Here is a 22,880-nt window from a genome sequence, read left to right as displayed (position 1 = left end):
AAAGGAAGGGGTAGCGTGCCAGAGCGGGTCACCATGGCCGATGTCGCTCGTGTGGCCGGGGTGTCCTCCGCCACCGTCTCGTACGTGCTGTCCGGCAAGCGCCCGGTCGCACCCGAGACCCGAGCCGCGGTCGAGAGCGCCATCTCCGATCTGGGGTTCTCCGTGAACGCCACGGCACGCAGCCTGCGGACCGGCAGGTCGAGCCTGGTCGCCCTGATCGTGTCGGACATCGCGAACCCGTTCTTCGCGCAACTCGCGGCCACCCTCCAGGAGGAGTTGCGAGGCCTCGGACTGCACGTGGTCGTGTGCAACACCGGGGCACGGCGGGACGAGGAGCGGGCGCTGCTGGCCGAAGCGGTGCAGCAGAGGTTCGCCGGGGTCGTGATCACACCGTTCCGGCTCAGGGCACAGGACTTCCAGCCGATCGCGGACGCCGGAATACCCGTCGTGGTCAGCGCGGACGTCTCGTTCGGTCCCCTCGACCTCGTGACGCCCGACGCGCGAGCGGCCACCCGGCGCGCCCTGGAGCAGGTCGCCGCGGCGCAACGCCGGCGCATAGCCGTGATCGCGGGGCCCCGGGACGCCACGGGCGGGGATCCGCGGCTGGAGCTCCTGCGTTCCCTGGCCCTTCAGTACGGTATGCCGCTGCCGCACGAGCTGGTCGTACGGGGCGAGCACACCCGTCAGGCCGGAGCCACCGGGTTCGAGGAGCTCATGAGGAGGCAGCATCGCCCCGACGCCGTCTTCTGCAGCAACGACGTCATCGCCGTCGGCGCGATGGACAAGGCGCACGAGATGGGCATCGACATCCCGGGCGACGTGGCACTCGTCGGCCACGACGACGCGTCCTTTGCATCGCTGGTGCGGCCCCGGCTGACAACGATCCGGTATCCGGCGGCAGATGTGGGCCGCGCGGCTGCCCGGTTGCTGACCGAGCGCCTGCACGGCGGGCGCGACGTACACAGGACGGTGCACATCAGGGCCGAGTTCGTCGCACGCGCCACCGTGTGACCCGCCCCGCGGGCCGGAGGGCGCGGAGGGCGCGTCGCCGGGGACGGAACCGCGTTCCGTCGAACTCCACCTGTCCGACGTCATGTTGAGCCGCCGACGCGGGCACGGGCGGCGCGCCGCAATGCCGGCAGTGATCCGGCGGGGCCGGGGCCTCAGGGTTGCGCCCCTGGGTCTTCTCGTTCCGCAGTCTCGCCCCCGGTGGAGACGGAAGGGAGAACGCCGTCGAACCAGGCGGCCAGAGCGACGACCGCGGCAGCATCGGCATCTGCGAGACGCCCGACGAAGGGCAGTGCGTGTGCGTCTGCCGGAGCGCCGGCACGGGCGAGTGCCGCGAGCAGTGCCGCGCGGGCACTCGCGGGTGAGGGCGGGCCCGCTGGGACGGGGAAGCCGCCGTGGTCGGAGAGCGCCAGCGCGAGCCAGGCATCGATCCTGTCCCGCCGGCGTGTCCTGCCGGGCGCGTCGGGGGGACGGGGGTCCTCGACGCCGGTCACGCTCGCCACCATGGCTTCGTGTAAACCGAGTTGACGGTCCATCATGTCTTTACGGCTCACGGCCGGGTGCCCCACGGCACGCCCCGGCCGCGCGGCCTCCTCGTGTCGGTGCCCCGCCGCACGCTCCTCCCGGACGAGCGGGTCGGAATCGGGCGTGTAGACGGCTGTGGTGCCGGCGAGTAACCGCTCGATGCGTTCCCATTCGGCCAGCGCTGCCGCACCGTGCCCACCGTCGCGGACCGGCTCGTCGCCCTGGGCACCGAAGTAATCGACACGCGCGTCCTCGAGCGCGCTGCGGACCTCCGAGTGGGTCAGGCCCAACGCCCTTCGCCGGACCGAGGCCCGGCCGCGGAGGGATGGCGAGGTGGCCACGGCTTCCCCTTCTCTCACGCCCGCGGCCCGGCACGCCCGTTCCGGCGGGGGCGCTCCGGCTCGCGCGAGGGGGGCGGGAGTTCCGTTCCGCGCCGGGCCTCGACGACGCAGGGCGCGGCGTACTGGTGACGGCGTTCCAGCCGGGTCGCGCGCCCCCTCGGGTCCCGCGCCGGGATGTGGCGCCGGGCGCGGGACCAGAGGTGCGGACGCAGGCCGACACCCGACGGATCAGACGGCGGAGGCGTTGATCGTGACGGGGATGTTCCCGCGGGTCGCCTTGGAGTAGGGGCAGATCTCGTGAGCGGCGTGGGCGAGATCCTCGGCTTCGGCCTGTGTGATGCCCCCGACCCAGAGGTTGAGGACGGCCGAGAGCGAGAAGCCGTCGTCGCCGCTGTTGAGCGACACCTCGGTGTCGATCTCGGTGCTGGTCAGCCGGAGCTTCCGCTCCGAGGCCGCGAGACGGACGGCGCCGAGGAAGCAGGCCGACCAGCCCGCGGCGAAGAGCTGCTCGGGGTTGGTGGCCGTGCCGGCCCCGCCGAGCTCCTTCGGAAGCGACAGGCCCGTGTCCAGCAGTCCGTCGTCGGATCGGGCGTGGCCGCCGTTGCGGCCCTCGCCGGTGACCTTCACGGCTGCGGTGTACGTGTGCGGCATGAGATGTCCCTCTCGGAGTGGAGACACACGGATCCCGTGTGTCGCGGACCGTTCGGCGAGGGACACGGATCGTGCGTCACCCGCTCAAGCGGTGACTCGATCTTCACAGCAATGTCGTCACCTGTCAAACCGGTGACGCGACTGTTCGTCCGGTCCGCCCCTTTCGCCCGGCCGACGCATCCACCAGGGCCGGCGGACGGACCGAGCCGCCCCACCTCAGGCCGGATCCCGCCGGAACCCCCGCGTCCGCCGCCGGACCGACGGCCCGTCACCGTCCGACCTATCGTGTGGAACTCCCTTTTCCCAGCTGCCAGTTGTCCGCCCTACCCGCTCCGCCAGGCGCACGCTCCGGCCGTCCCGTTCCGCACTCCTGTCGCGTCGCGCCGTCCCAGGTCCGCCGCCGGCACCGGCTGTCGCTCTTGCGACATGTCACCGTTGTGACCTCGGGAAACCGGTGACATGCGCAGCCCACCCGCCCAAGGTGTGGACACCACACGAGCACGGGTTGGACGAGAGGTACCGAACAGATGTCATGGAACCGTCTGACGGCGGCGATCTCGGCAGGACTGATGATGACGATCGGGGCCATACCTCAGGCCTCGGCCGGCACGTCCGGGACCGATGACGCGCAGACCAGCGGCCGCGGTGCCGCAGTGGCTGTACGGCTGCTGACCGGTGACCGGGTGATCCTGACCCCGGGGCCCGACGGACGGCGCACCGCCGCGGTGGAACCCGGACCCGGGCGCGACGGAATCGTCTTCCACACCCAGGAGACGGGCGGTTCGCTGTCGGTGCTGCCGTCCGACGCCATGGATCTGGTGACCACCGGAACCCTGGACCGGGGCCTGTTCGACGTGACGGCCCTGATCGCCCAGGGCTACGACGAGGCGCACACGGACGCCCTGCCGCTGATCGTGTCCGACACCGCGCGTACCGATGTGGCGAAGGCGACCCCCGACTCCCGCAAGTCGGCGGCCACGCTCGCGAGGCGACTGACGGGCATGGACGACCCGACGGCGCCCTCACGACGTCTGGCGAGCATCGGCGCCAGCGCGCTGCACGTCGCGGACAAGGATCTGAGCCGCTTCTGGGCGGCGTTGGCCCCGGCCGGGGTCGCCCCGGGGGCCCGCGTCGTCTCCACTCCGCGCGTGTGGCTGGACGCGAAGGTGACCCCGGTCCTCGACCGGAGCACCGCGCAGATCAACGCACCCACCGCCTGGCAGGCGGGCTACGAGGGCCAGGGTGTCAAGGTGGCCGTCCTGGACACAGGCGCCGACGCGAACCACCCGGACCTGGCCGGTCGCATCGTGAACGCCAAGGACTTCTCCGGCAGTTCGGGCACCGGTGACGCCTTCGGTCACGGCACCCACGTGGCGTCCACCGTCGCCGGAAGCGGGGCCGCGTCGTCGGGGACGCATCGCGGCGTCGCCCCCCGGGCGGACCTGCTGATCGGCAAGGTCCTGGACGACCAGGGCAACGGCGACATGTCGTCGGTCGTCAGCGGCATGGAGTGGGCGGTCGCCGAGCACGCGAAGGTCGTCAACATGAGCCTCGGCGCCGACGTGGCGACCGACGGCACCGATCCGCTGAGCCAGGCGGTGGACCAGCTGTCCGCGTCCGGCGAGACCCTCTTCGTGGTGGCTGCGGGGAACACGGGCGAGCAGGGGGACAACACGGTCGGTGCGCCCGGCGCCGCCGACGGCGCGCTCACCGTCGGCGCCGTCGACCGCGACGACTCGCTCGCCCCGTTCTCCAGCCGCGGCCCCCGGTGGGGCGACGGCGCGGTGAAGCCCGATGTCACCGCACCCGGTGTGGACATCGTCGCCGCCCGCGCGTCCGGTACCGCCATGGGCACCCCGGTCGACGCGAACTACACCACCGCGTCGGGTACTTCGATGGCCACCCCGCATGTCGCGGGTGCCGCCGCGCTTCTCCTCCAGCAGCATCCCGACTGGAGTGCCCAGCAGCTCAAGGACACCCTGATCAGCACCGCCCGTACGGTGCCCGGCACCAGGGAGCCCGAGCAGGGCGGTGGCCGGATCGACCTCGCCGCAGCGGTGACGGGAAGCCTGACGGCCACCGGCACGGTACTGCTCGGCCCGGTGGAGGCCGGAAAGCCCGGAGGCCAGCACCCGACCGCGACCCTGCGCTACACCAACACCTCGGGCAAGGCACTCACGCTGGATCTGGACCTCGCTCTCGACACAGCCGGCGGACGCGCCCCCGTGGCGGGCTCGATCACCCTCGGCCAGAAGCGGGTGACGGTGGCCCCCGGCACCACGGTGGAGGTCCCCTTGCGCACCGACGGCACCAAGGCCGTCCGCGGCGACTACTACGGCTACGTCACCGCGAAGTCCGCCGCGGGCACGGTACTCGCCCACACCACCGTCGGCCTCGTCATCGCCGCACCCACCCGCCGTCTCACCGTCAGAACACTTGACATCAACGGCAAGCCGGCGGACACCCTGCCCGCACTCTGGGGGCAGGACGGCTTCGTGGGCTACACGAGCCTGAACCCGGTGGTGGCCGAGGTGCAGGAGGGTACGTACCAGCTGTCGTACACCAGCGTGGACGACGCCGCCGACGGAGTGGAACTGCGCCAGACGGTCGACCCGGAGGTGAAGGTGACCAAGGACATGACGGTCACCCTCGATTCCCGCAAGACCACCCAGGTGCACATCCGCACCCCCCGGCCGTCCGAACAGCAGGGCGTCGTCAGCTATCAGACGTACCGTCAGATGGACGGTCGCAGCCTGACCCAGGGCGTCATGTTCTTCGACATCGCCAAGCGGATCTACGTCAGTCCCACCGCACGCGTTACCGACGGCACCTTCGAGTTCGCCTCGCGCTGGCAGCTCGTCGCCCCGCAGCTGCGTGCCGAGGTCACCGGATCCTCCCTCGCGCTCGACCCGTACTACATGCCGCGGTCGCCCGTGTTCGGGGACAAGGGAGCCAAGCTGACGGCGGTCGACGCGGGGACCTTCACGGCCCCGGACTTCGGCAGGGGCAAGGTCCGCGGGAAGGTGGCGGTCATCCGCGACGCGGCCATGGACGAGCAGGCGCTCGTGCAGGCGGCCGCCGACGCGGGAGCCGTCGCGGTCATCCTGGCCGTGCCCGCCGACATGTATCCCTGGACGCGCTGGCGCCCGGACACCGAGAGGGTCGCCCTGCCCGTCGTGCGCGTCAGTGCCGCACAGGGCGCTGCCCTGCTGAAGCGGGTGGCCACGCGGCGCACGCAGGTCGAGTTCTCCGGCACGGTGCACAGTCCGTACCTCTACGACGTGATGCAGCTGTCCCAGGGCCGGGTGCCCGACAAGGTCGTCATGACCGTCTCCGAGCGGAACAGCGCAGTGGTCCGCGCCACGTACAGCCGCACCGGGAAGTCGGAGTGGGGCAGCGAGCAGCGCTTCGGGTGGCGGCCGTACCAGGATTCGGCCTGGAACCAGTACAGCCGCTTCGTGTCCACCGGGCGCGAGCGCGTCGAGTACGTGACGGCCGGCGACACCCTGTGGCAGCACAGGGTCTCCCACACCACTCCGGGGAACGTCGACCTGCCGCTGGGTTCGGGCATGCAGGACCAGAGGCGCACCTACCGTGCCGGGCAGCACGCAGCCGAACGGTGGTTCGGAGCAGTGGCCCGCCCTTCGATCCCGCGCGGAACCGAGAGCCCGTCGGTGCGCGACGGCAACATGCTCGAACTGCGGATTCCGGAGTTCACCGACTCCGGCGACGGCCACTGGTCCCGGCTCTTCGAGGAGTCGGGCGGCGTCGGAACCAGGGCCGGCGCGGGCGACAGCGCGTCGGCGGCGCTCTACCGCGACGGCAAGCGGGTCTCCGGGGCGGACAGCGCCTGGGCGAACGTGCCGGTTCCCGCGGGCCGGGCCGAATACCGCCTGGAGATGACCACCTCGCGGATCTCCGACGCGTGGGACTACGGCACCGGCACCGAGACGGCGTGGACGTTCCGTTCCGACACCACCACCGACAAGACGCCGCTGCACCTGCTCCAGGTCGACTACGGCGTCCCCGTCGACGAGCGGAACGCCGTCGCCCCCGGACGCCGGCACAAGGTCGGCCTGCACGTCCGGCTGCAGGAGGGACTGGCCGCACCGGCCGGAGTGACCCCGCGGTTCGAGACGTCGTACGACGACGGCCGGACGTGGACGAAGTCCTCCGTGAGGCGTACCGCCAGCGGCTGGACCGCGGAGGTCGAACGCCCCGCGCGGGTGCGCGGCGACGCCTTCGTCTCGCTGCGGGTGACGGCGACCGACGCCACGGGTGCGGAGATCCGTCAGACGGTCCGGCGCGCCTATCTCCACCCGGGACGGTGACGCCGGACGGACGGCGGACCGGCTGAGGGATGGACCGGAGCGGGTGGATGCCGGTGCTGTGGAGCACCGGCATCCACCCGGCACTCGTGTTCGAACTCCGTTGGCGGGTGGAAGACTTGATGTGAGCGCGGTCGAACACGACCGCACCGTCCGGGGAAGGTGGCATCACGTGATCTCCGCCCGCCGTGCGTTCGCGCCCTTGCGAAGAGTCTTCACCGCCCATCCCCCCGTCCCCGTGCCACCGAGGGACCCGGCCCGGCCCCGGCACAACGTCTTCGAGGCCGCCGCGACCTACGTGGCCGCGAGCGTCGAGGAGAACCCGGACCGTCTCGACGAGGCGGCGGGGTGGGTCGCGCCGGACGCGCTGGCCTTCGGGATCAGCGAACTCGCCTGCCGGGCGGTGACCGCCCTCGCCAGGGAACGCGACGAGCCCGTCGAGGTCGTGGCACGCCGGCTCCTCGGCCTGCCCGGGGCGGGTCCGGCCCGCCCCGCCTGACGACGTACGGCCCCGGCTGTGCCCCGGCCCGGCGACGGACCCGGCAGCTCGAAGGCGCGTCACCGCCTCAGGTGTCGGGGATCAGCACATCCAGGGAGACCGTCTTGCCCCGGCCGTTCGGGTAGCTCTTCCAGCCCTCGGTCAGGGCATCGACGATGAAGAGGCCACGGCCGTGCTCGGCCTGCGAGAGCCCTTCCTCGGAGAGCGAGAGGGGCGAGGGGACGGGCGGATTGCTGGCCGAGTCCCGTACCTCGACCCTGATGCGCTCCGCGAAGACCCGCAGGCGCAGTTCGACGTCGCTGCCCGCGTGGACGAGAGCGTTGGTCACGATCTCGGAGACGACGAGCTGGAGGCTGTCCGCCATGTCGGTGAGTCCCCAGGCTCGCATCCGGTCGTCCACGAAGTCCCGCGCCGTCCTGACCCCGCGCAGGTCGCGGCGCTGGATGCGCAGGCTGTCTGTCCGCGGCACCACCTCCCCGTGGACGGGTTCGCACCGGGCGAGGAGGACGACAGCGTCGTCGCGCCGGTGCTGGGGTCCCGACGTGTCGGCGATGAGCTGGTCGGCCAGTTCCTCGAGGTCGGACGGCGCGGCCGGGTCGCCGGAGCCGAGCAGTGCTCGCGCGCCGGCCGTGGGGTCGGCCGTGCTCCAGTCGAGCAGTCCGTCGGAGTACAGCATGATGACCGACCTGGGCACGAGGGAGTGTTCACGCCCGAGGTAACCGGCCTCCGCGGTGACGCCGAGAGGCACGTTGGCGGGTGCGTCCAGGACGTCGGTGCTTCCGTCGGGCAGCAGCACCAGCGGTTCCGGATGCCCGGCCAGCGCCACGTCGGCCATGCCCCCGACGGTGTCCAGGGCGACGACACAACAGGTGACCAGCAGGCCCGCGCCCATGGCGGTGAGCCACCTGCTGGTCCTGTCGATCACCGCGGCCGGCCGGTGGCCTTCGGTCACATAGGCGACCAGTGCGCTGCGCACCTGCCCCATGACGGCGGCGCTCTCCATGGAGTGGCCCTCCACGTCTCCGACGACCAGTACCACCCGGTCGTCCGGAAGCGTGATCACGTCGTACCAGTCTCCTCCTGCCTCGGAGGTGACGACGGCTGGCCGGTAGCGAGCGGTGGTGGTCAGCCTGGGGAGTTCGGAGAGGGTGGGCGGCAGCAGCTGCCTCTGCAGGGTCTCGGCCGCGGCGCGCTGCTGCCTGCTCAGCTCGACCCGTTCCACCGCCGCGCCCAGCGAGCCGGCCATCATGCTCAGGATCGCTCTCTCCTCGGGTGGGAAGTCGCGGGTGCTCTCGAACGTCAGGCAGCAGAGGCCCACGACGCCCGTGCCCTGCGCCGGAGGTACGTCCATGGTGTGCCTGCTGCTCAGCAGGGGGAGGTAGACCTCCGTCCGTGACTCGTCCGACGAAGGCTGCGAGATGAACACGGGGCGGTCGCGGACGCACTTCGCCGCCGGCGTCGAGTCGTCGAGGACCGCGCCGTGCAGGTTCCTGGCGATGTCCGACGAGTCTCCGGTGTGTCCGAGGACCCAGAGACGCCCCTCCCTGGCCGAGACGAGGGCCAGGGCCTGCGCATGGAAAGGGGTCATGACGCAGAATCTGGCCGCCCGGACGATGTGGTCCATGGTCGTGGCCCGGTTCAGCATGTCGGCGAGCCGCCGCATCGGGTAGACGAGGCTCATCCCCGCGGATCCCGGGACGTCGGGGATGCCCCAGCCGGGAGTGCGGTTCTCCGCGTGTGCGCTGAACACGGGCACGAGCACGGGCATGTGCCCCGGTACGACGGCGACCCCCTCCTCCGCGAGCGCCGCGAGGTCGAGGGCGAGTCCGTCTCCGATGTCCCGCATCGCCTCGGCATCGGCCGCCGTGCAGGGGCCGTTCGTCTCGACCCGGAGCACGGTGACGGCCCCGAAGCGGTGGCCGGGGGCGGTGACCGGGGCAGCGACGGCGAGGTACGGGTAGGGCGCCCCGTCGCCGGGCTCTCCTTCGATCACATCGGGGTCGGTCAGAACCTCGACGTTCCCTGAGGCCAGCGCACGCGCGGAGGCGTAGGAGGCGTCGAGGGGCATCCGCCCGGGAAGGGTGAACGCCGACGGAGGACTGCCGCCGATCATCGCCGTACGGAGGTGGTTGCCGTCCTCCTCCAGGAGGTACACGACGGCCGAGGCGCCGTCCAGCCGGTGCACCGCACCCTGCAGCGCGCGGTGGAGAACAGCCGCCAGACCACTCTTTCCGGTCTGCGGAAGGGGGTCGCGGCGGTCAGTCTCGCCCCCCGCGCTGCTGCCATCGACGGACCGGCTGCCCATGCGGGAAATTCTAGGCGGCTCCACGCTCCCGGGCGACCTGTGCACCGCACGGCCGCCCCGGATGCCGGCCCTGTTACGTGATGACGAACGCCAGGTCCGGCGCGGGACGAGCGGACGTGTGAAAGCGCCGGCACGCGCGCCCCGGTGCCTCCGCGCGCCCCCGCCGAAGGGATGACCCCGCCCCGGAATCCCACGACCATGAACTGCCGCCATCGGCCGTGACCGCCACGGACGACGCACACCCCGCAGGACCGTCCAACGACGCCACCGCCATCCGGAACCGCATCAGACATCACGGGGGAACCATGGGACGACGCTGGTTGATCACGGGCTGCTCCTCGGGCCTCGGGCATGCCCTGGCCCGCGCCGCGGCCGCCGCCGGGGACCTGGTGGCGGTCACCGCCCGCAAGACGGCGGACCTGGAGGACCTCGCCGCCGCCCGACCGGGCCGCATCATCCCGGTCCCCCTCGAACTGCGTGACGCTGCCTCCTGCGAGCAGGCCGTGCACACCGCGGTCGACCGCCTCGGCGGTGTCGACGTCCTCGTCAACAACGCCGGTGCCGGTCTGTTCGGCGCCGTCGAGGAGGTCTCGGACGCGGAAGTGCGGGACCAGCTGGAGACCCTGGTCGTCGGCCCCTGGAGACTCGTCCGCCTCGTCCTGCCCCTCATGCGGGCCCAGGGGCACGGCCACATCCTCAACGTCTCCTCCGTGGTCGGCCGGACGGCCTTCCCCGGCCTAGGCGCCTACACCGCCGGGAAGCACGCCCTGGAGGGCATGAGCCAGACCCTCGCGGTCGAGGCCGCCCCGCACGGCATCCGCGTCACCGTGCTCGAACCGGGGATGTTCGCCACGCGCTACGGCGTCTCCATGACCGAAGCCGTCCGGAGGATCCCCGCATACGACGGGACGAACCGCGCCATGCTGGAAGGCTCCCGCGGCCTGGCGACCGGCCCGGGGACGGGCCGGCCCGAGGACTTCGCGGCCCGCGTCCTCGGCATCGTCGCCGCGGACGCTCCCACCCCCCTGCGCATCCCGGTCGGCGACGACGCGTACGGGTATCTGGAGCTTGCCGAACAGGCGTCCCGCGAGGAGCTCGCGGCGGCCCGGATCCTCACGGCGAGCCCGCCCCCGGTCTGACCGAGGACGGGGAACGGCCCGGCCCGGCGGACGCCGGACCGGGCACGGGCGGATGCGCCCGATCGGGGAACGACCCGCAAGGCCGTCCCCCGATCAGGCAGCCGGACGGCGGCTCACCCGAAGGTGAAGGAGTACGCCTTGAGGCCGGGTGAGAGCGTGAGCGTCACCACTCCGTCCCGGGAGCCGTGGCCACTCACCACACGGCGGATGTTGGGCGCACCCGAAACCTTGTACGTGGTCTTCCTGCCGTCGACGGTCGCGGTGACGGTGCCGGTCCCGCCCACGTCCAGGTAGACCTCACGGGCGGAGTAGTTCAGCTTGATCGCGGCGTCGTGGCCACTGGTCACCGACTCCTTGCCCACGTCCCAGCCTCCCGTGAGGGCGTACTGGCCGAGTGCGGGCGTGTCCGCGTAGCTGAAGTCTTCGCGTCCCCCTTCGAGCGGCCCGTTGGCGACGGCGTCACTGCGCCCCACGCCCAGGCCGATCTCCGGGGTCTGCGTGCGGTCGGTCGGGGTGTGGTCCGGCACGCCCGTGGGCGCCGGCAGGGTCGCCCCGGGGTGCGCCTCGGTCAGCAGTTCCCGGATCAGCTTCTCCCTGTCCGCGTAGCCGCCCTCGCCGACGGCGACGTTCCGCACCCGCCCGTGTGCGTCGATCAGGTACTGGGCAGGCCAGGCGACGTTGCTGTAGTTCTGCCAGGTCGCGAAGTCGTTGTCCAGTGCCACCGGGTACTTGATACCCAGGCGCGCGGCTCCGGCCTTGACGTTTCCGCGGTCGTGCTCGAAGGCGTACTCGGGGGTGTGCACACCGACGACCTCCAGGCCGCTCCGCTTGTACGTGTCGTACCAGGCGTTGATGTGCTCGCCCGCGCGGTGGCAGTTGATGCAGGAGTAGGCCCAGAAGTCGACCAGGACGACCTTGCCCTTGAGGGAGCTACGGGTCAGCGGTGCGTCCTTGGGTGTGTTCAGCCACGACTGGATCCCGGCGAACTCGGGTGCCTCGCCGCAGTCGTGCAGACCGGAGGACGGCTGCTGCACGCACTGGCTCAGCTTCTCGCTTCCGCCCGAACCGAGCGCGCCGGTGACGGCGGACCCGGAGATCGCCTTGTTGACGCTCGCCGTGTAGTCGGGGACCGCACGCTGCAGGGCGTCGGTGACGTTGAAGGTGAGACCGATGGCCAGGGCGACGAAGGTAAGCCCCGCCACGAACTGGACGCGGCGCTGCCGGCTGCGGAACGCGCGCACGCGCTCCCCCATGCGCTGACCGGCCAGCGCGAAGAAGGTCAGCGGGACCGCCGTGCCGATGGCGAACGCGACGGCGAGGGCGACCGTGTCGAGGCCGATCCGGTGCGTCGCGCCCGCGACGGTGATGGCGGCGAGCACGGGCCCGGCGCAGGGGACGTAGACGGCGCCGAGGGCCAGGCCGAGGAAGAAGCCGCCGCGCGTACCGCCGACCTGCCGCTGCCCGATACGGGCGAAGGGGCGTTCCAGCAGGTCCTGCACCTTCGGGAACATCATGGCGATGCCGAGTACGAGCAGGACGACGAGGCCTGCCCACCGGATGATGTCCTGGGGAAGCGGCAGGGCGCTGAGCACCAGGGTGCCGAAGAGCGTGATCAGCGTGAAGCTGACGACGAGTCCGGCTATCACCGCGTACGGACGCCGGCTGCGGGTCGTGGTCTGTTCCGGCTTACCGCCCTGGACGCCGCCGGAGAGGAAGACCAGCGGGAGTACGGGGAGGATGCACGGAGAAATGGCGGTGATGAAGCCGCCTGTCAGCCCGATGAGGACCAGCGTGATCAAAACTACCTCCGGGCGGGACCGCCGGGTCTTGTTCACCCCGGCGAGGTTCGTGAGCGGAGAGCCGCGGCGGTCGCGGCTTCTCGGACTGCTGTGGCGGCCCGTGACGCACGATTCGGCGCGTCGGACTCCGACTCCGGGACGCGCGAGTCGAACCGGCGCGGCTCCGTCCGGGCATGGGCCACCGAAGTGCGGCGGTCGCCTGCCCGGCGACGTACGCGGTCTCGGTTTCGGGCGACGGGGGCTCCGTGCCCCGTGTCGGCCGTGTGAGTCGACGAGGTGCCGGCCGGGTACGCCACGCTGGACGCCCGTCCGACACCTCCTTGAACAGTGACGACTCTGACCTACTCTTCGTCACCTGTCAAGAAGGTGACGAAGAGCAGCCGAGGGAGCACGCCCCGCGCGGTCGACCGCGCGGGGCGTGCCGGGCCGGCGACCGGGCGTATCGTGAGCGGCGTCCGGCGGCTCGATCACGCAGGGCGGCGTAGCCCGGGCGCGCGGCGACGAGTCCCTGTCGGACGACGGGAGCCGCCGCTTCGCACCGGCGCGAGGTACTCCCCCCTCCACAAGCTCGCACGTGCATGCATATACGCACCTTTCGGCTTGCACATGCATGGATCAAGACCCTATTTTCGGAGCATGCAGCTCTACACGATTGGCCAGGCCGCTCGACTCCTGGGCGTGAGTCCGGACACGGCCCGCCGCTGGGCGGACGCCGGCAGGGTGGCGACCCGTCGCGACGAGAGCGGGCGCCGGCTCATCGACGGGAAGGACCTCGCGGCCTTCTCGGTGGAGATCGCCGGCACGGGTGAGGCCGACGACGCCTCGTACACCTCGGTGCGCAACGCCTTTCCCGGCATCGTCACCGCCGTGAAGCTGGGTGACGTAGCGGCCCAGGTGGAGATCCAGGCGGGGCCCCATCGCCTGGTGTCGCTGCTCACGCGCGAGGCCGTGGAGGAGCTCGCGCTGGAGGTCGGGGTGGAGGCGACCGCCCGCGTGAAGTCGACCAACGTGCACATCGACCGCTCCTGAGCGAACACGGCGCCGGCGCACCCCCGACCGGCGCCCGTCCCGATCCGTCCGCACCCGTCGGCCGCCGACGCGCGCCCGGGCCCCGCGCCCGCCTCAGACGCTCGACGGATACCCGCCGTCCACCCGGATGCCGTTGATCCCGCTGATGTGCCTGGCGCCGCAGCGGTCCTGGGGCAGCACGAGCTGCGGCCCGATCCGGTCCAGGGGCGTGCCGTCGATCCTCACCGCGAGCAGCACGGGCGCCTGTCCGAAATCCGGATCGATCTCGGCCCAGGAGAGGAGGACGTGGTGGCCGTCCGCCCCTGACAACGCGATCAGGAACCGCAGCCGGTCCTTGCGGCGGGCAGGGTCGAACCCGGGACCGGCGTCGGCCAGGACGTCGTGCAGCAGAGGCCCCGTGAACCGGTGACGCCGGGCGCCACTGGTGGCGCATTCGAAACTGACCTGCGCCTGGTGCTGCGGCCAGGCGAGCAGGTCCGACACCGTGAGCCGCGCAGGGCGTGCGACGTCACCGCCCAGAGCGAGTTCAGCCAGGGGATCGGCCGCCGCAGCGGACTGGTTCACGAGAGACCACCTCCGGGAATGACGTACCCGGACGGCAGGACCGTATAAACGCACATGCCCACCGCTTCCTCATCAAGTCCAGCTCATGCAATGCCACAAGTGACTTACGCCTTGAATCTGCAGCAGTATGATCAGCGCATGCAGACGGACCGGATCGGGAGGTGAGGTGGGACGTGACCGTGTACGACGTCGACGCACCTCGGGGTTCCGGTGGCAGGCAGCTCGCCGGCCAGGAGGCCGGCCCCCGCCGGGCTCTTCCCGCAGGATGCCGACGGACTCTTCCGAAGAGTCAGAGGGAGTCGACCCGTGATGACCCGTTCCGCGCAGCGAACCCTTCGGACGGCCGGAGCAGGCGTGGCCGCGCTGCTGGCCCTGAGTGCGTGTTCCTCCTCCGGCGACGCGTCACCGACGCCGGACCCGTCGGCGTCGAGCGCGTCGGAGAAGGTGTCGGGCACAGTGACCGTGTTCGCCGCGGCCTCCCTCAAGGAGAGTTTCACGGCCCTGGGCGAGGACTTCGAGAAGGCACACCCCGGCACGAAGGTCACCTTCAGCTTCGGCGGCAGCGACAGTCTCGCGGCGAGCATCACGGGCGGCGCCCCGACGGACGTCTTCGCCGCCGCCAGCCCCAAGACGATGGCCATCGTCACCGATGCGGGTGATGTGTCCGGCACGCCCGCGACCTTCGTGCGCAACCAGCTGGAGATCGCCACCCGCCCCGGCAACCCGGACGGGATCGAGTCCCTGAAGGACCTCACCGATCCGGACCTCAAGGTCGTCCTCTGCGACCGGACGGTGCCGTGCGGAGCCGCCGCGCAGAAGGCACTCGACGGTGCCGGGCTGAAGGTCACCCCGGTCTCCTACGAGCAGGACGTCAAGAGCGCCCTGACGAAGGTCGAGCTGAAGGAGGCCGACGCCGCCGTCGTGTACAAGACCGACGTGAGGGCCGCGGGTGACAAGGTGGAGGGCGTGGAGTTCCCCGAGTCCGCCGACGCCGTCAACGACTACCCCATCGCCCTGCTCAAGGACGCGCCCAACGCCGCGGCCGCCAAGGCGTTCATCGGGTACGTGCAGTCCGCCGAAGCCCAGAAGGTCCTGACCTCGGCAGGATTCCTCGCACCGTGACCGAGCTGGACGGGCCGGGTGCCGTGACTGGGGCCGCCGCCGGTGGGGACACCTGCGGCGGCGGGTCGCGACGGCGGCGTGACCGGCCGGCCGGCGGCCGCCGCGGGGTTCCCCTTCCGCTGCTGCTGCCCGCCCTCGTCGGCCTCGCGTTCCTCCTGCTCCCGCTGGCCGCCCTCCTCGTAAGGGCACCCTGGCGCAGCCTTCCGGAGCAGCTGACCAGCCCGGAGGTCTGGGACGCCCTCCGCTTGTCGCTGATCTGCGCGAGCGCGGCGACGGCCGTGAGCGTGGTGCTCGGGGTGCCGCTGGCGTGGCTGCTCGCGCGGACGGAGTTCCCGGGGCGGGGATTCGTACGCGCCCTGGTGACGCTGCCCCTGGTCCTGCCGCCGGTGGTGGGCGGTGTCGCGCTGCTGCTGGCCCTCGGCCGTAACGGGATCGTGGGGCAGTGGCTGGACTCGTGGTTCGGGATCACCCTTCCCTTCACCACCGCGGGGGTCGTGGTCGCGGAGTCGTTCGTGGCCCTGCCGTTCCTCGTCATCAGCGTCGAGGGCACGCTGCGGGCGGCGAATCCCCGCTTCGAAGAGGCCGCCATGACGCTCGGCGCTTCCCGCTTCACCGCGTTCAGGAGGGTCACGCTCCCGCTGATCATGCCCGGCATCGCGGCCGGTTCCGTCCTGGCGTGGGCTCGCGCGCTCGGCGAGTTCGGTGCGACCATCACCTTCGCCGGCAACTTTCCGGGGCGTACGCAGACCATGCCGCTGGCGGTCTATCTCGCGCTGCAGAGCGATCCCGCGGCGGCCATCGCGCTGAGCCTGGTGCTGCTCGCCGTCTCCGTCGCGGTCCTGGCCGGGCTGCGCGACCGGTGGATGAGCACGACATGACCGGCCCCACCCGCTCCCCCACGGTCCGCTCCGGGCCGCCCTACCCCTGGACGGCCACCTCATGACGCACACGGGCCAGGAGTCCGGCCGCTTCCGCGGCACCGGCCACAGCAGTTCGGAGGGGCTGGACGCCCACCTCGTCCTGGACCGCGGCACGTTCCGTCTCGACGTGGCACTCGCCGTCGCCCCCGGAGAAGTCGTCGCGCTCCTCGGGCCGAACGGCGCCGGAAAGACCACCGCCCTTCGCGCCCTGGCCGGACTCACCCCGCTCACCGGCGGCCACCTGCGCCTGGACGGCGTCGCCCTGGACGGGGCACCGCCCGAGCGGCGTCCGGTGGGCGTGGTCTTCCAGGACTACCTGCTCTTCCCTCATCTGACGGCCCTGGACAACGTCGCTTTCGGGCCCCGCTGCCGGGGCGCGTCCAAGTCCGAGGCCCGCGCGCAGGCCGCCCCCTGGCTGGAGCGGATGAGGCTCACCGAGTACGCCGGTTCCAAGCCGCGGGTGCTCTCCGGTGGCCAGGCCCAGCGCGTCGCACTCGCCCGTGCCCTGGCGACGCGTCCCCGGCTGCTCCTCCTGGACGAACCGCTGGCCGCGCTCGACGCCCGTACACGCCTGGGTGTGCGTTCCCAGTTGCGGCGGCACCTGGCGGACTTCGAGGCTGTCGCCGTCCTGGTCACGCACGATCCCCTGGACGCCATGGTGCTGGCCGACCGGCTCGTCGTGATCGAACAGGGGCACGTCGTCCAGGAGGGAGCCCCTTCGGACATCGCCCGCCATCCGCGTACGGACTACATCGCCCAGCTCGTCGGGCTGAACCTCTACAGAGGCAACGCCACCGGTCACCGGGTGCGCCTCGACGCGGGGCCCGTGATCACCACCACCGAGGATCTCGCCGGACCCGCGTTCGTCGCCTTCCCCCCGGGCGCCGTCACGTTGTACCGGGAGCGGCCCACCGGTTCGAGCGCCCGCAACCTGTGGCGCTGCGAGGTCGCGGGACTCGAGACGCACGGCGATCAGATCCGTGCGGACCTCACGGGCGACCTGCCCCTCGCCGCGGATCTGACGACCGTCGCCGCCGCCGAACTCGACCTCCACCCGGGCGCTTCGGTGTGGGCCGCGGTCAAGGCCGCACAGACGCACGCCTATCCCGCCTGACCCGGCCGCCACTTCGGCCGCACCCTGGCGATCGACCGCCGTACCGGGACCACCATGCTCGGTCTGTGGCCGAACCCGAGCGGCTCAGCGTCGAATACACCCAGGACATCGACGACTGGCTCCGCGCCGTCGCCACCGGCAGATGCGTCGGCCTCACGCCCGAGTCGACCGCCGCCCAGTACCGTCGCGACGACATCACCTACCGGCCCCTGCGCGACGCCGAGCCCGTGCCGGTGCACCTCATCTGGCGCGCCCGCGACGCCCATCCGGCCACGCACACCGTCATCGCGCTCGCCGCCGAGCTCTACCGGTAGGAGACCGGCCCGCGGGATGAGGGGGCGGAGGCGACGCGGACCTCACCCGGGGGTTGGGGCGAGAGTTAGCTTAGGCTAACCTTCACTTGTGTCGAAGACCCCCAGGCTCATGCCCAAGCAACCCGGTCTGTTCCGCGGCGAAGTGGTCCGCACCGAGCGCTACTCGCCGTCCATGCAGCGCGTGACGATCACCGGTGACCAGCTCGGCGACTTCCCGTGGCTGGGGTACGACCACTGGTTCCGCCTGTTCCTGCGACTTCCGCATCAAGTCGAGTTCGCACTTCCGGAACTGTCCGGACAGCGGTGGTGGGATCCCTACTTCGCCATCCCGGAGGCCGTGCGGCCGCACTGCGCCAACTACACCGTCGCCGGCTTCCGCCCCCGGGAGGCCGAGATGGACATCGACTTCGTGGTCCACTGCGGCACGGACGGTGAACCGGAGGGCGCGGCAGCGATCTGGGCCTGCGCCACACGCGCGGGTGACCCGGTCGCCCTTCTGGACCAGGGGCTCATATTCGACCGTCCCGAGGACGCCACCGAAGTCATCGTGGTCGCCGACGAGAGCGGCCTGCCCTCGACGGCAGGCATCCTGCGCTCCCTGCCGCGGGACACCGTGGGACGGGTCATCCAGGAGATCCCGCTCGCGGGCGACCGGCGGCCGCTCGCCGCCCCGGCCGGTGTCTCGGTGACCTGGGTCGTCCGGGACGACGCGAGCGCCGTGCCCGGCGCGGCAGCCCTTGCGGAACTCCGCCGCCACGACGCCGTCGACACGGCGGGCTACGCCTTCGTCGTCGGTGAGTCGACGCTCGCCACCGAGGGGCGGCGCCACCTCGTCCGCGCGGGCCTTCCCAAGGACCGCATCACTTTCTCGGGTTTCTGGAAGAGCGAGAAGAAGGAGAAGCTCGTACGCGTATGACGGGCGGGCGCACGTCGTCCGCGCCGGTCGCATACGAGGCCGGGGCCCTTCGACAACCTCGACTTCAGCATCGGGCTCCCCGGCAGCCGGAGGAAGGCCGACCGGCGTCGCTACGAAGGGCGCGGGAGAGTGCTGCGTCACGCGGGCAGGGAAGCGCTGGAGATGCCACCGGACCGGACCGTCCTGGAACTCACCGCGGTCTACGTCCCGGTGACCTGTGCCGAGGGGGCGTACGACGCGGACGGAGTGCATGCGGAGGCCCTGATCTACGAGAAGATCCTGGCGCCGTTCCTGCGGGAACTCGGCCTGTCCGCCGAAGAGACCGACGCGCTCCTGGGCAAGGCAGTCGGGGGGTTCTCCGACCGTGCGCGTTGTCCCGCGTGCCACAGGCTCACGATCAGGATCCCCGCGGACAGATTCGCGTCGATCGTGTCCTACCACCCCAAGGAGAAGCCGGAGCGGACGAACCGGGTCGGTGCCATCATCGCCAGCGGAACGAAGATCGTCAGGGAGTACAAGGGCGAGCAGGAGGCCAGGGCGGAACAGGCCATGCCGCTGAGCGGCGGCTCCGCCGCCGACTGCGTCTCGAAGAAGGCGGGCGGCGACACTCGGCCCCTGATGGCGATGGCTCCGCCCCTCGCCGCCAGGGGCTCCTGCGCCGAGGGCGGGAACAAGGTCGCTACGGGGGCGCTCGGGCGCGCTCTCGAAACCCCCACCGGTGCCGACGCCTACGGCGGTGTGGAGTTCTCCACCCTGGAGATGCGGTACGTCTCCGACGGGTCCGACGGCCTCAGCTACGCCTACTCCGGCACGGCACTCCCCGAGGAGTACCAGCAGGACCCCGGACTCGGCGCGAGGGTGGTCCAGGATTTCGGCGCGGATCTGCGGACCTGGCTGGCCCTGGACCCGAAGAAGTTCTGGGTCAATCTCAATCCCGCCGAACCGGCGTGGACCTCACCCGGGTCGGGCTCACCGCTGTCGGGGAAGCCGAGATGCGCGAGCGCTACCCGCGGTTCACCGAGTCCGCGCGGGCTTCCGTCGAACGGCAGGTGACCACCGCCGACGGTTCGGTCTGGCTGGGGGGTACGACCGTCCTCGCCGGGGTGGGTTTCTGGAGCGGCCTCAAGGACGACATCGTCCGGAGGACGGGCGGGGAGGGTTTCGTCCCGTTGGTGGCGGCTCTCGCTCTCGGCGGACTCCTCCTCGGGCTCCGCGGCCGTGTGCGCCGCCGCAGGGCGTCCGCCTGACAAGGTCACGGCCGCGGCAGGCCGGCCATGACTCGGGGGGCCGCAGCAACGCGCACCGGCAGGGGCACAACACAAAGGCAAGGAGTGCGCACTCCTTGCCTTTTCCAAGTTATAGCGCACAGGGGGGCTTGCGGCAAGGCCCCGGTGGCGGCGCAGAATGCTTGGCCGAAGCCACCACCTGCGGAAATGGGAGCACGGAGTGCGTGTGTTGTTGTCGGGGTCCGGAAAGCACGATGCCGTCGGACGAGTGGGACGACCGTCGGAAACCGGGACGCGCCCGGCAGCGGGTCCGGGGGAAGGGGACGCGCTGGTGATCCGATCGGCCTGCGCGCCGCGACCGAGCACGACGGCTGCCTCGGAGGTGTCGGAATGACCGGGCAGTACGTGATGGACCTGCACAAGGCCGACGCGACGCAGGTCGCCGCGGTCGGCGGGAAGGCGGCGCATCTGGGCGAGCTGTCGTCGGTCGACGGCGTCCGTGTACCGGACGGTTTCTGTGTGACGACGTACGCCTTCCGCCGGATCATGGCGGAAGCACCGTCGATCGACGACCGGCTCGACGAACTGTCGCGCGTGGACCCGGCGGACGGTGAGGCCGTCCGCGCACTCAGTGCGGAGATCCGCCGGACCATCGAAGGGATCGCCGTCCCGGGCGAGATCGCGGACGCGATCGCCGGCGCGCTCGCCCCGCTCGGTGAGGACGCCGCCTTCGCCGTGCGGTCCAGCGCGACGGCTGAGGACCTGCCGACGGCCTCCTTCGCCGGCCAGCAGGACACCTACCTCAACGTCGTGGGCCGTTCGGCGATCCTGCGCCATATCAGCCGGTGCTGGGCATCGCTCTTCACCGAGCGGGCCGTGGTCTACCGACGGCGCCACGGCATCGACCACCGTGCGGTGCGGATGGCCGTGGTCGTGCAGCGGATGGTGTTCCCGCAGGCGGCCGGCATCATGTTCACGGCCGACCCGGTGACGGGCGACCGCAAGGTGACCACCGTGGATGCGGGCTTCGGCCTCGGCGAAGCCCTGGTCTCCGGCCTGGTGAATCCGGACGTCTTCAGGGTCCGGGAGGGAGAGGTCGTCGCCAAGGCGATCGCCGCGAAGGAGCGGGCCGTGGTCCCCGTGCCCGGGGGCGGCACGAAGGATGTGCCGATCGCCCCGGAACACCGGGAACACCCGGCGCTGACGAATGAGCAGGTCGTACGCCTGGTGCGTCTCGGGCGGCGGATCGAACGGCTCTTCTCCGGCCCCCAGGACATCGAGTGGTGCCTGACCGACGACGATTTCCAGATCGTGCAAAGCCGCCCGATCACCACGCTGTTCCCCGTCCCGCGAGCGGATGACCAGGGCAATCACGTCTACGTCAGCGTGGGTCATCAGCAGATGATGACCGACCCCATGAAGCGGCTCGGGTCGTCGATGTGGGCGTTGACGGCCATGGTGCCGATGCACGAGGCCGGCGGGAGGCTGTTTGTCGACATCACCCCCCGCCTGGTCTCGCCGGCGAGCCGCGCCGGTCTCCTGGAGGTCATGGGGAAGGGCGACCCCCTGATCAGGGACGCTCTGGAGACGGTCCTCGAACACGACGCCTTCATCCCTTCGCTGCCGGACGCGGCCCCCGGCGGGGCTCCGGCCGGCGGCCCGCCGATCGAGACCGACCCGGCCGTCGTCACCGAACTGATCGAGCGCAGCCGGGCGTCCACCGCGGCGTTGGAGCAGGACATCCGGGAGAAGACGGGCCCGGCGCTGTTCGACTTCCTTCTCGATGCCTTCGACGAGCACAAGCGGGTCCTCGGTGATCCGCTGAACCTCCAAGTGATCATGGCGGGCATGGAGGCCACGTGGTGGCTCAACGACAAGCTGCGGGAATGGCTGGGCGAGAAGAACGCCGCTGACACGCTCACGCTGTCCGCGCCCGGCAACGTCACGTCGGAGATGGGTCTGGCACTTCTCGACGTCGCGGACGCGATCCGTCCGCACCCGGAGGTGGTGGCGTTCCTGCAGGGCGCCGACGACGCGGACCTGCTGGACGGGCTGGACGGACTCGCGGGTGGGAGGGAGTCGCGCGAGGCCATCGAGGGCTATCTCGACCGGTACGGCATGCGCTGCGCCGGCGAGATCGACATCACGCGGCCGCGCTGGACCGAACGCCCCGGCACGCTCGTGCCCGCGATCCTCGACAACGTCAGGAACTTCGGGCCGGGAGCTGCCGAGCGACGCTTCGAAAAGGGACGGGAGGCGGCTCTGCGGAAGGAACGTGACGTGCTGTCACGCCTTCGGGAACTGCCGGACGGTGCGCGCATGGCCGACGAGACCAAGCGGATGATCGACCGCGTCCGGACGTTCATCGGGTACCGGGAGTATCCCAAGTACAACATCATCAGCCGCTACTTCGTCTACAAACGGGCCCTGATGGAGGAGGCCGGACGTCTGGTGCGGGCCGGTGTGCTCCGGGAGCGGGAGGACGTATTCCACCTCACCTTCCAGGAGTTCCACGAGGTCGTGCGGTCGGGACGGGCGGACGAGCGGCTCATCCGGCAGCGCAAGGACGCCTACCGGTCGTACCTGGCGCTCACCCCGCCGCGGGTGCTCACTTCGGACGGCGTGGCCGTCAACGGAGCATACCGGCGCGACGACGTGCCGGCCGGAGCCCTGATCGGCCTGCCGGTCTCCACGGGGATCGTCGAGGGGCGGGCCCGCGTCGTCCTCGACATGGCGGATGCCGATCTGGAAGCGGGCGACATCCTCGTGACGACCTTCACGGATCCGAGTTGGTCACCGTTGTTCGTCGGAATCGCCGGCCTGGTCACGGAGGTGGGCGGCCTGATGACCCATGGCGCCGTCATCGCCCGGGAGTACGGTCTGCCGGCCGTCGTGGGAGTGGAGGGGGCCACCCGTCTGATCCGGGACGGCCAGCGCATCCGGGTGGACGGAACCGATGGACACATCGAGTTCCTGCGGTGACGTGACACCGGCCGCCGCGCCGCCGCCCGACAGCCTCCGGCCGCCTGCGGCCCGTCGGGGGGACAGGCGGCCACGGGGTGGAACCCGGCACAGACGCG

The 22,880-nt window shown here is 71.4% G+C and carries 17 protein-coding genes and 1 pseudogene; 13 read left to right on the top strand and 5 right to left on the bottom strand.

The window, feature by feature from the left end:
• The first annotated feature begins 15 nt into the window (after positions 1–15).
• A complete protein-coding gene (locus ACFYY2_RS09960) occupies positions 16–1,011 on the top strand; it encodes a LacI family DNA-binding transcriptional regulator (protein ID WP_388739602.1) in 996 nt (331 codons plus the stop codon).
• Between the two features lie 152 nt (positions 1,012–1,163).
• On the opposite strand, the gene ACFYY2_RS09955 is transcribed toward ACFYY2_RS09960, so the two are convergent.
• Positions 1,164–1,874: a hypothetical protein gene (locus ACFYY2_RS09955; RefSeq protein WP_388739600.1), complete on the bottom strand. Its 711-nt coding sequence runs from the start codon at positions 1,872–1,874 to the stop codon at positions 1,164–1,166.
• A gap of 228 nt (positions 1,875–2,102) precedes the next feature.
• A complete protein-coding gene (locus ACFYY2_RS09950) occupies positions 2,103–2,525 on the bottom strand; it encodes an organic hydroperoxide resistance protein (protein ID WP_388739597.1) in 423 nt (140 codons plus the stop codon).
• Positions 2,526–3,052: 527 nt separating this feature from the next.
• Here ACFYY2_RS09950 and ACFYY2_RS09945 point away from each other — a divergent pair.
• Together ACFYY2_RS09945 and ACFYY2_RS09940 are read left to right on the top strand one after the other, a co-directional pair.
• Complete coding sequence (locus ACFYY2_RS09945; protein ID WP_388739594.1) at positions 3,053–6,856, top strand: S8 family peptidase; 3,804 nt, start codon at positions 3,053–3,055, stop codon at positions 6,854–6,856.
• Between the two features lie 169 nt (positions 6,857–7,025).
• Positions 7,026–7,352, top strand: coding sequence for a hypothetical protein (locus ACFYY2_RS09940; RefSeq protein WP_388739591.1), 327 nt, complete (start codon positions 7,026–7,028; stop codon positions 7,350–7,352).
• Between the two features lie 67 nt (positions 7,353–7,419).
• Here ACFYY2_RS09940 and ACFYY2_RS09935 read toward each other — a convergent pair whose 3' ends face one another.
• The gene (locus ACFYY2_RS09935) at positions 7,420–9,657 is read right to left on the bottom strand and encodes a SpoIIE family protein phosphatase (RefSeq protein WP_388739589.1); all 2,238 of its coding nucleotides are present in this window, start codon (positions 9,655–9,657) and stop codon (positions 7,420–7,422) included.
• Positions 9,658–9,962: 305 nt separating this feature from the next.
• Between ACFYY2_RS09935 and ACFYY2_RS09930 the strand changes: the two genes are divergently transcribed.
• Entirely contained in the window at positions 9,963–10,796 is an 834-nt protein-coding gene (locus ACFYY2_RS09930; RefSeq protein WP_388739587.1) for an SDR family oxidoreductase, read from the top strand.
• A gap of 113 nt (positions 10,797–10,909) precedes the next feature.
• Here ACFYY2_RS09930 and ACFYY2_RS09925 read toward each other — a convergent pair whose 3' ends face one another.
• Complete coding sequence (locus ACFYY2_RS09925) at positions 10,910–12,631, bottom strand: cytochrome c biogenesis protein CcdA (RefSeq protein WP_388739584.1); 1,722 nt, start codon at positions 12,629–12,631, stop codon at positions 10,910–10,912.
• Between the two features lie 600 nt (positions 12,632–13,231).
• On the opposite strand from ACFYY2_RS09925, the gene ACFYY2_RS09920 reads away from it, so the two are divergent.
• Positions 13,232–13,624, top strand: a complete 393-nt coding sequence (locus ACFYY2_RS09920; protein ID WP_388739581.1) for a molybdopterin-binding protein — start codon at positions 13,232–13,234, stop codon at positions 13,622–13,624.
• Between the two features lie 93 nt (positions 13,625–13,717).
• Here ACFYY2_RS09920 and ACFYY2_RS09915 read toward each other — a convergent pair whose 3' ends face one another.
• On the bottom strand, positions 13,718–14,188 hold the full coding sequence (locus ACFYY2_RS09915; RefSeq protein ID WP_388739579.1) for a molybdopterin-dependent oxidoreductase: 471 nt from the start codon (positions 14,186–14,188) through the stop codon (positions 13,718–13,720).
• Between the two features lie 309 nt (positions 14,189–14,497).
• Between ACFYY2_RS09915 and modA the strand changes: the two genes are divergently transcribed.
• From modA to rph, 8 genes and pseudogenes are all read left to right on the top strand, one after another.
• Positions 14,498–15,310 carry a molybdate ABC transporter substrate-binding protein gene (modA, locus tag ACFYY2_RS09910; RefSeq protein ID WP_388739576.1) on the top strand — a complete coding sequence of 271 codons (813 nt, stop codon included), beginning with the start codon at positions 14,498–14,500 and terminating at the stop codon, positions 15,308–15,310.
• On the top strand, positions 15,307–16,188 hold the full coding sequence (modB, locus tag ACFYY2_RS09905; RefSeq protein ID WP_388739573.1) for a molybdate ABC transporter permease subunit: 882 nt from the start codon (positions 15,307–15,309) through the stop codon (positions 16,186–16,188). The genes modA and modB overlap by 4 nt, the downstream gene beginning before the upstream one ends.
• Positions 16,189–16,249: 61 nt before the next feature.
• Positions 16,250–17,344 carry an ABC transporter ATP-binding protein gene (locus ACFYY2_RS09900; protein ID WP_388739570.1) on the top strand — a complete coding sequence of 365 codons (1,095 nt, stop codon included), beginning with the start codon at positions 16,250–16,252 and terminating at the stop codon, positions 17,342–17,344.
• A gap of 18 nt (positions 17,345–17,362) precedes the next feature.
• Positions 17,363–17,658 (top strand): annotated as a pseudogene (locus ACFYY2_RS09895) (LysR substrate-binding domain-containing protein); the annotation flags it as partial.
• Between the two features lie 88 nt (positions 17,659–17,746).
• Positions 17,747–18,574 (top strand): siderophore-interacting protein, encoded by an 828-nt coding sequence (locus tag ACFYY2_RS09890; RefSeq protein ID WP_388739567.1) that lies wholly within the window; start codon positions 17,747–17,749, stop codon positions 18,572–18,574.
• Positions 18,575–18,703: 129 nt separating this feature from the next.
• Positions 18,704–19,627: a hypothetical protein gene (locus tag ACFYY2_RS09885; protein WP_388739565.1), complete on the top strand. Its 924-nt coding sequence runs from the start codon at positions 18,704–18,706 to the stop codon at positions 19,625–19,627.
• The gene (locus tag ACFYY2_RS09880) at positions 19,624–19,821 is read left to right on the top strand and encodes a hypothetical protein (protein WP_388739563.1); all 198 of its coding nucleotides are present in this window, start codon (positions 19,624–19,626) and stop codon (positions 19,819–19,821) included. The genes ACFYY2_RS09885 and ACFYY2_RS09880 overlap by 4 nt, the downstream gene beginning before the upstream one ends.
• Before the next feature lie 369 nt (positions 19,822–20,190).
• Complete coding sequence (gene rph / locus ACFYY2_RS09875; RefSeq protein WP_388739561.1) at positions 20,191–22,782, top strand: rifamycin-inactivating phosphotransferase; 2,592 nt, start codon at positions 20,191–20,193, stop codon at positions 22,780–22,782.
• Positions 22,783–22,880 lie beyond the last annotated feature (98 nt).

This window comes from Streptomyces sp. NPDC001822, assembly GCF_042892135.1.
Lineage (GTDB): Bacteria > Actinomycetota > Actinomycetes > Streptomycetales > Streptomycetaceae > Streptomyces.
The sequence above is the reverse complement of the archived record's forward strand: the minus strand, read 5'-3'. Positions and strand labels throughout refer to the sequence as shown.

Excerpts from the sequence above, each read along its gene's own strand:
- ACFYY2_RS09950 (WP_388739597.1), bottom strand. The coding sequence starts at position 2,525 with ATGCCGCACACGTACACCGCAGCCGTGAAGGTCACCGGCGAGGGCCGC.
- ACFYY2_RS09945 (WP_388739594.1), top strand. The coding sequence starts at position 3,053 with ATGTCATGGAACCGTCTGACGGCGGCGATCTCGGCAGGACTGATGATG.
- ACFYY2_RS09935 (WP_388739589.1), bottom strand. The coding sequence starts at position 9,657 with ATGGGCAGCCGGTCCGTCGATGGCAGCAGCGCGGGGGGCGAGACTGAC.
- ACFYY2_RS09930 (WP_388739587.1), top strand. The coding sequence starts at position 9,963 with ATGGGACGACGCTGGTTGATCACGGGCTGCTCCTCGGGCCTCGGGCAT.
- ACFYY2_RS09920 (WP_388739581.1), top strand. The coding sequence starts at position 13,232 with ATGCAGCTCTACACGATTGGCCAGGCCGCTCGACTCCTGGGCGTGAGT.
- modA (WP_388739576.1), top strand. The coding sequence starts at position 14,498 with ATGACCCGTTCCGCGCAGCGAACCCTTCGGACGGCCGGAGCAGGCGTG.
- ACFYY2_RS09900 (WP_388739570.1), top strand. The coding sequence starts at position 16,250 with ATGACGCACACGGGCCAGGAGTCCGGCCGCTTCCGCGGCACCGGCCAC.
- rph (WP_388739561.1), top strand. The coding sequence starts at position 20,191 with ATGACCGGGCAGTACGTGATGGACCTGCACAAGGCCGACGCGACGCAG.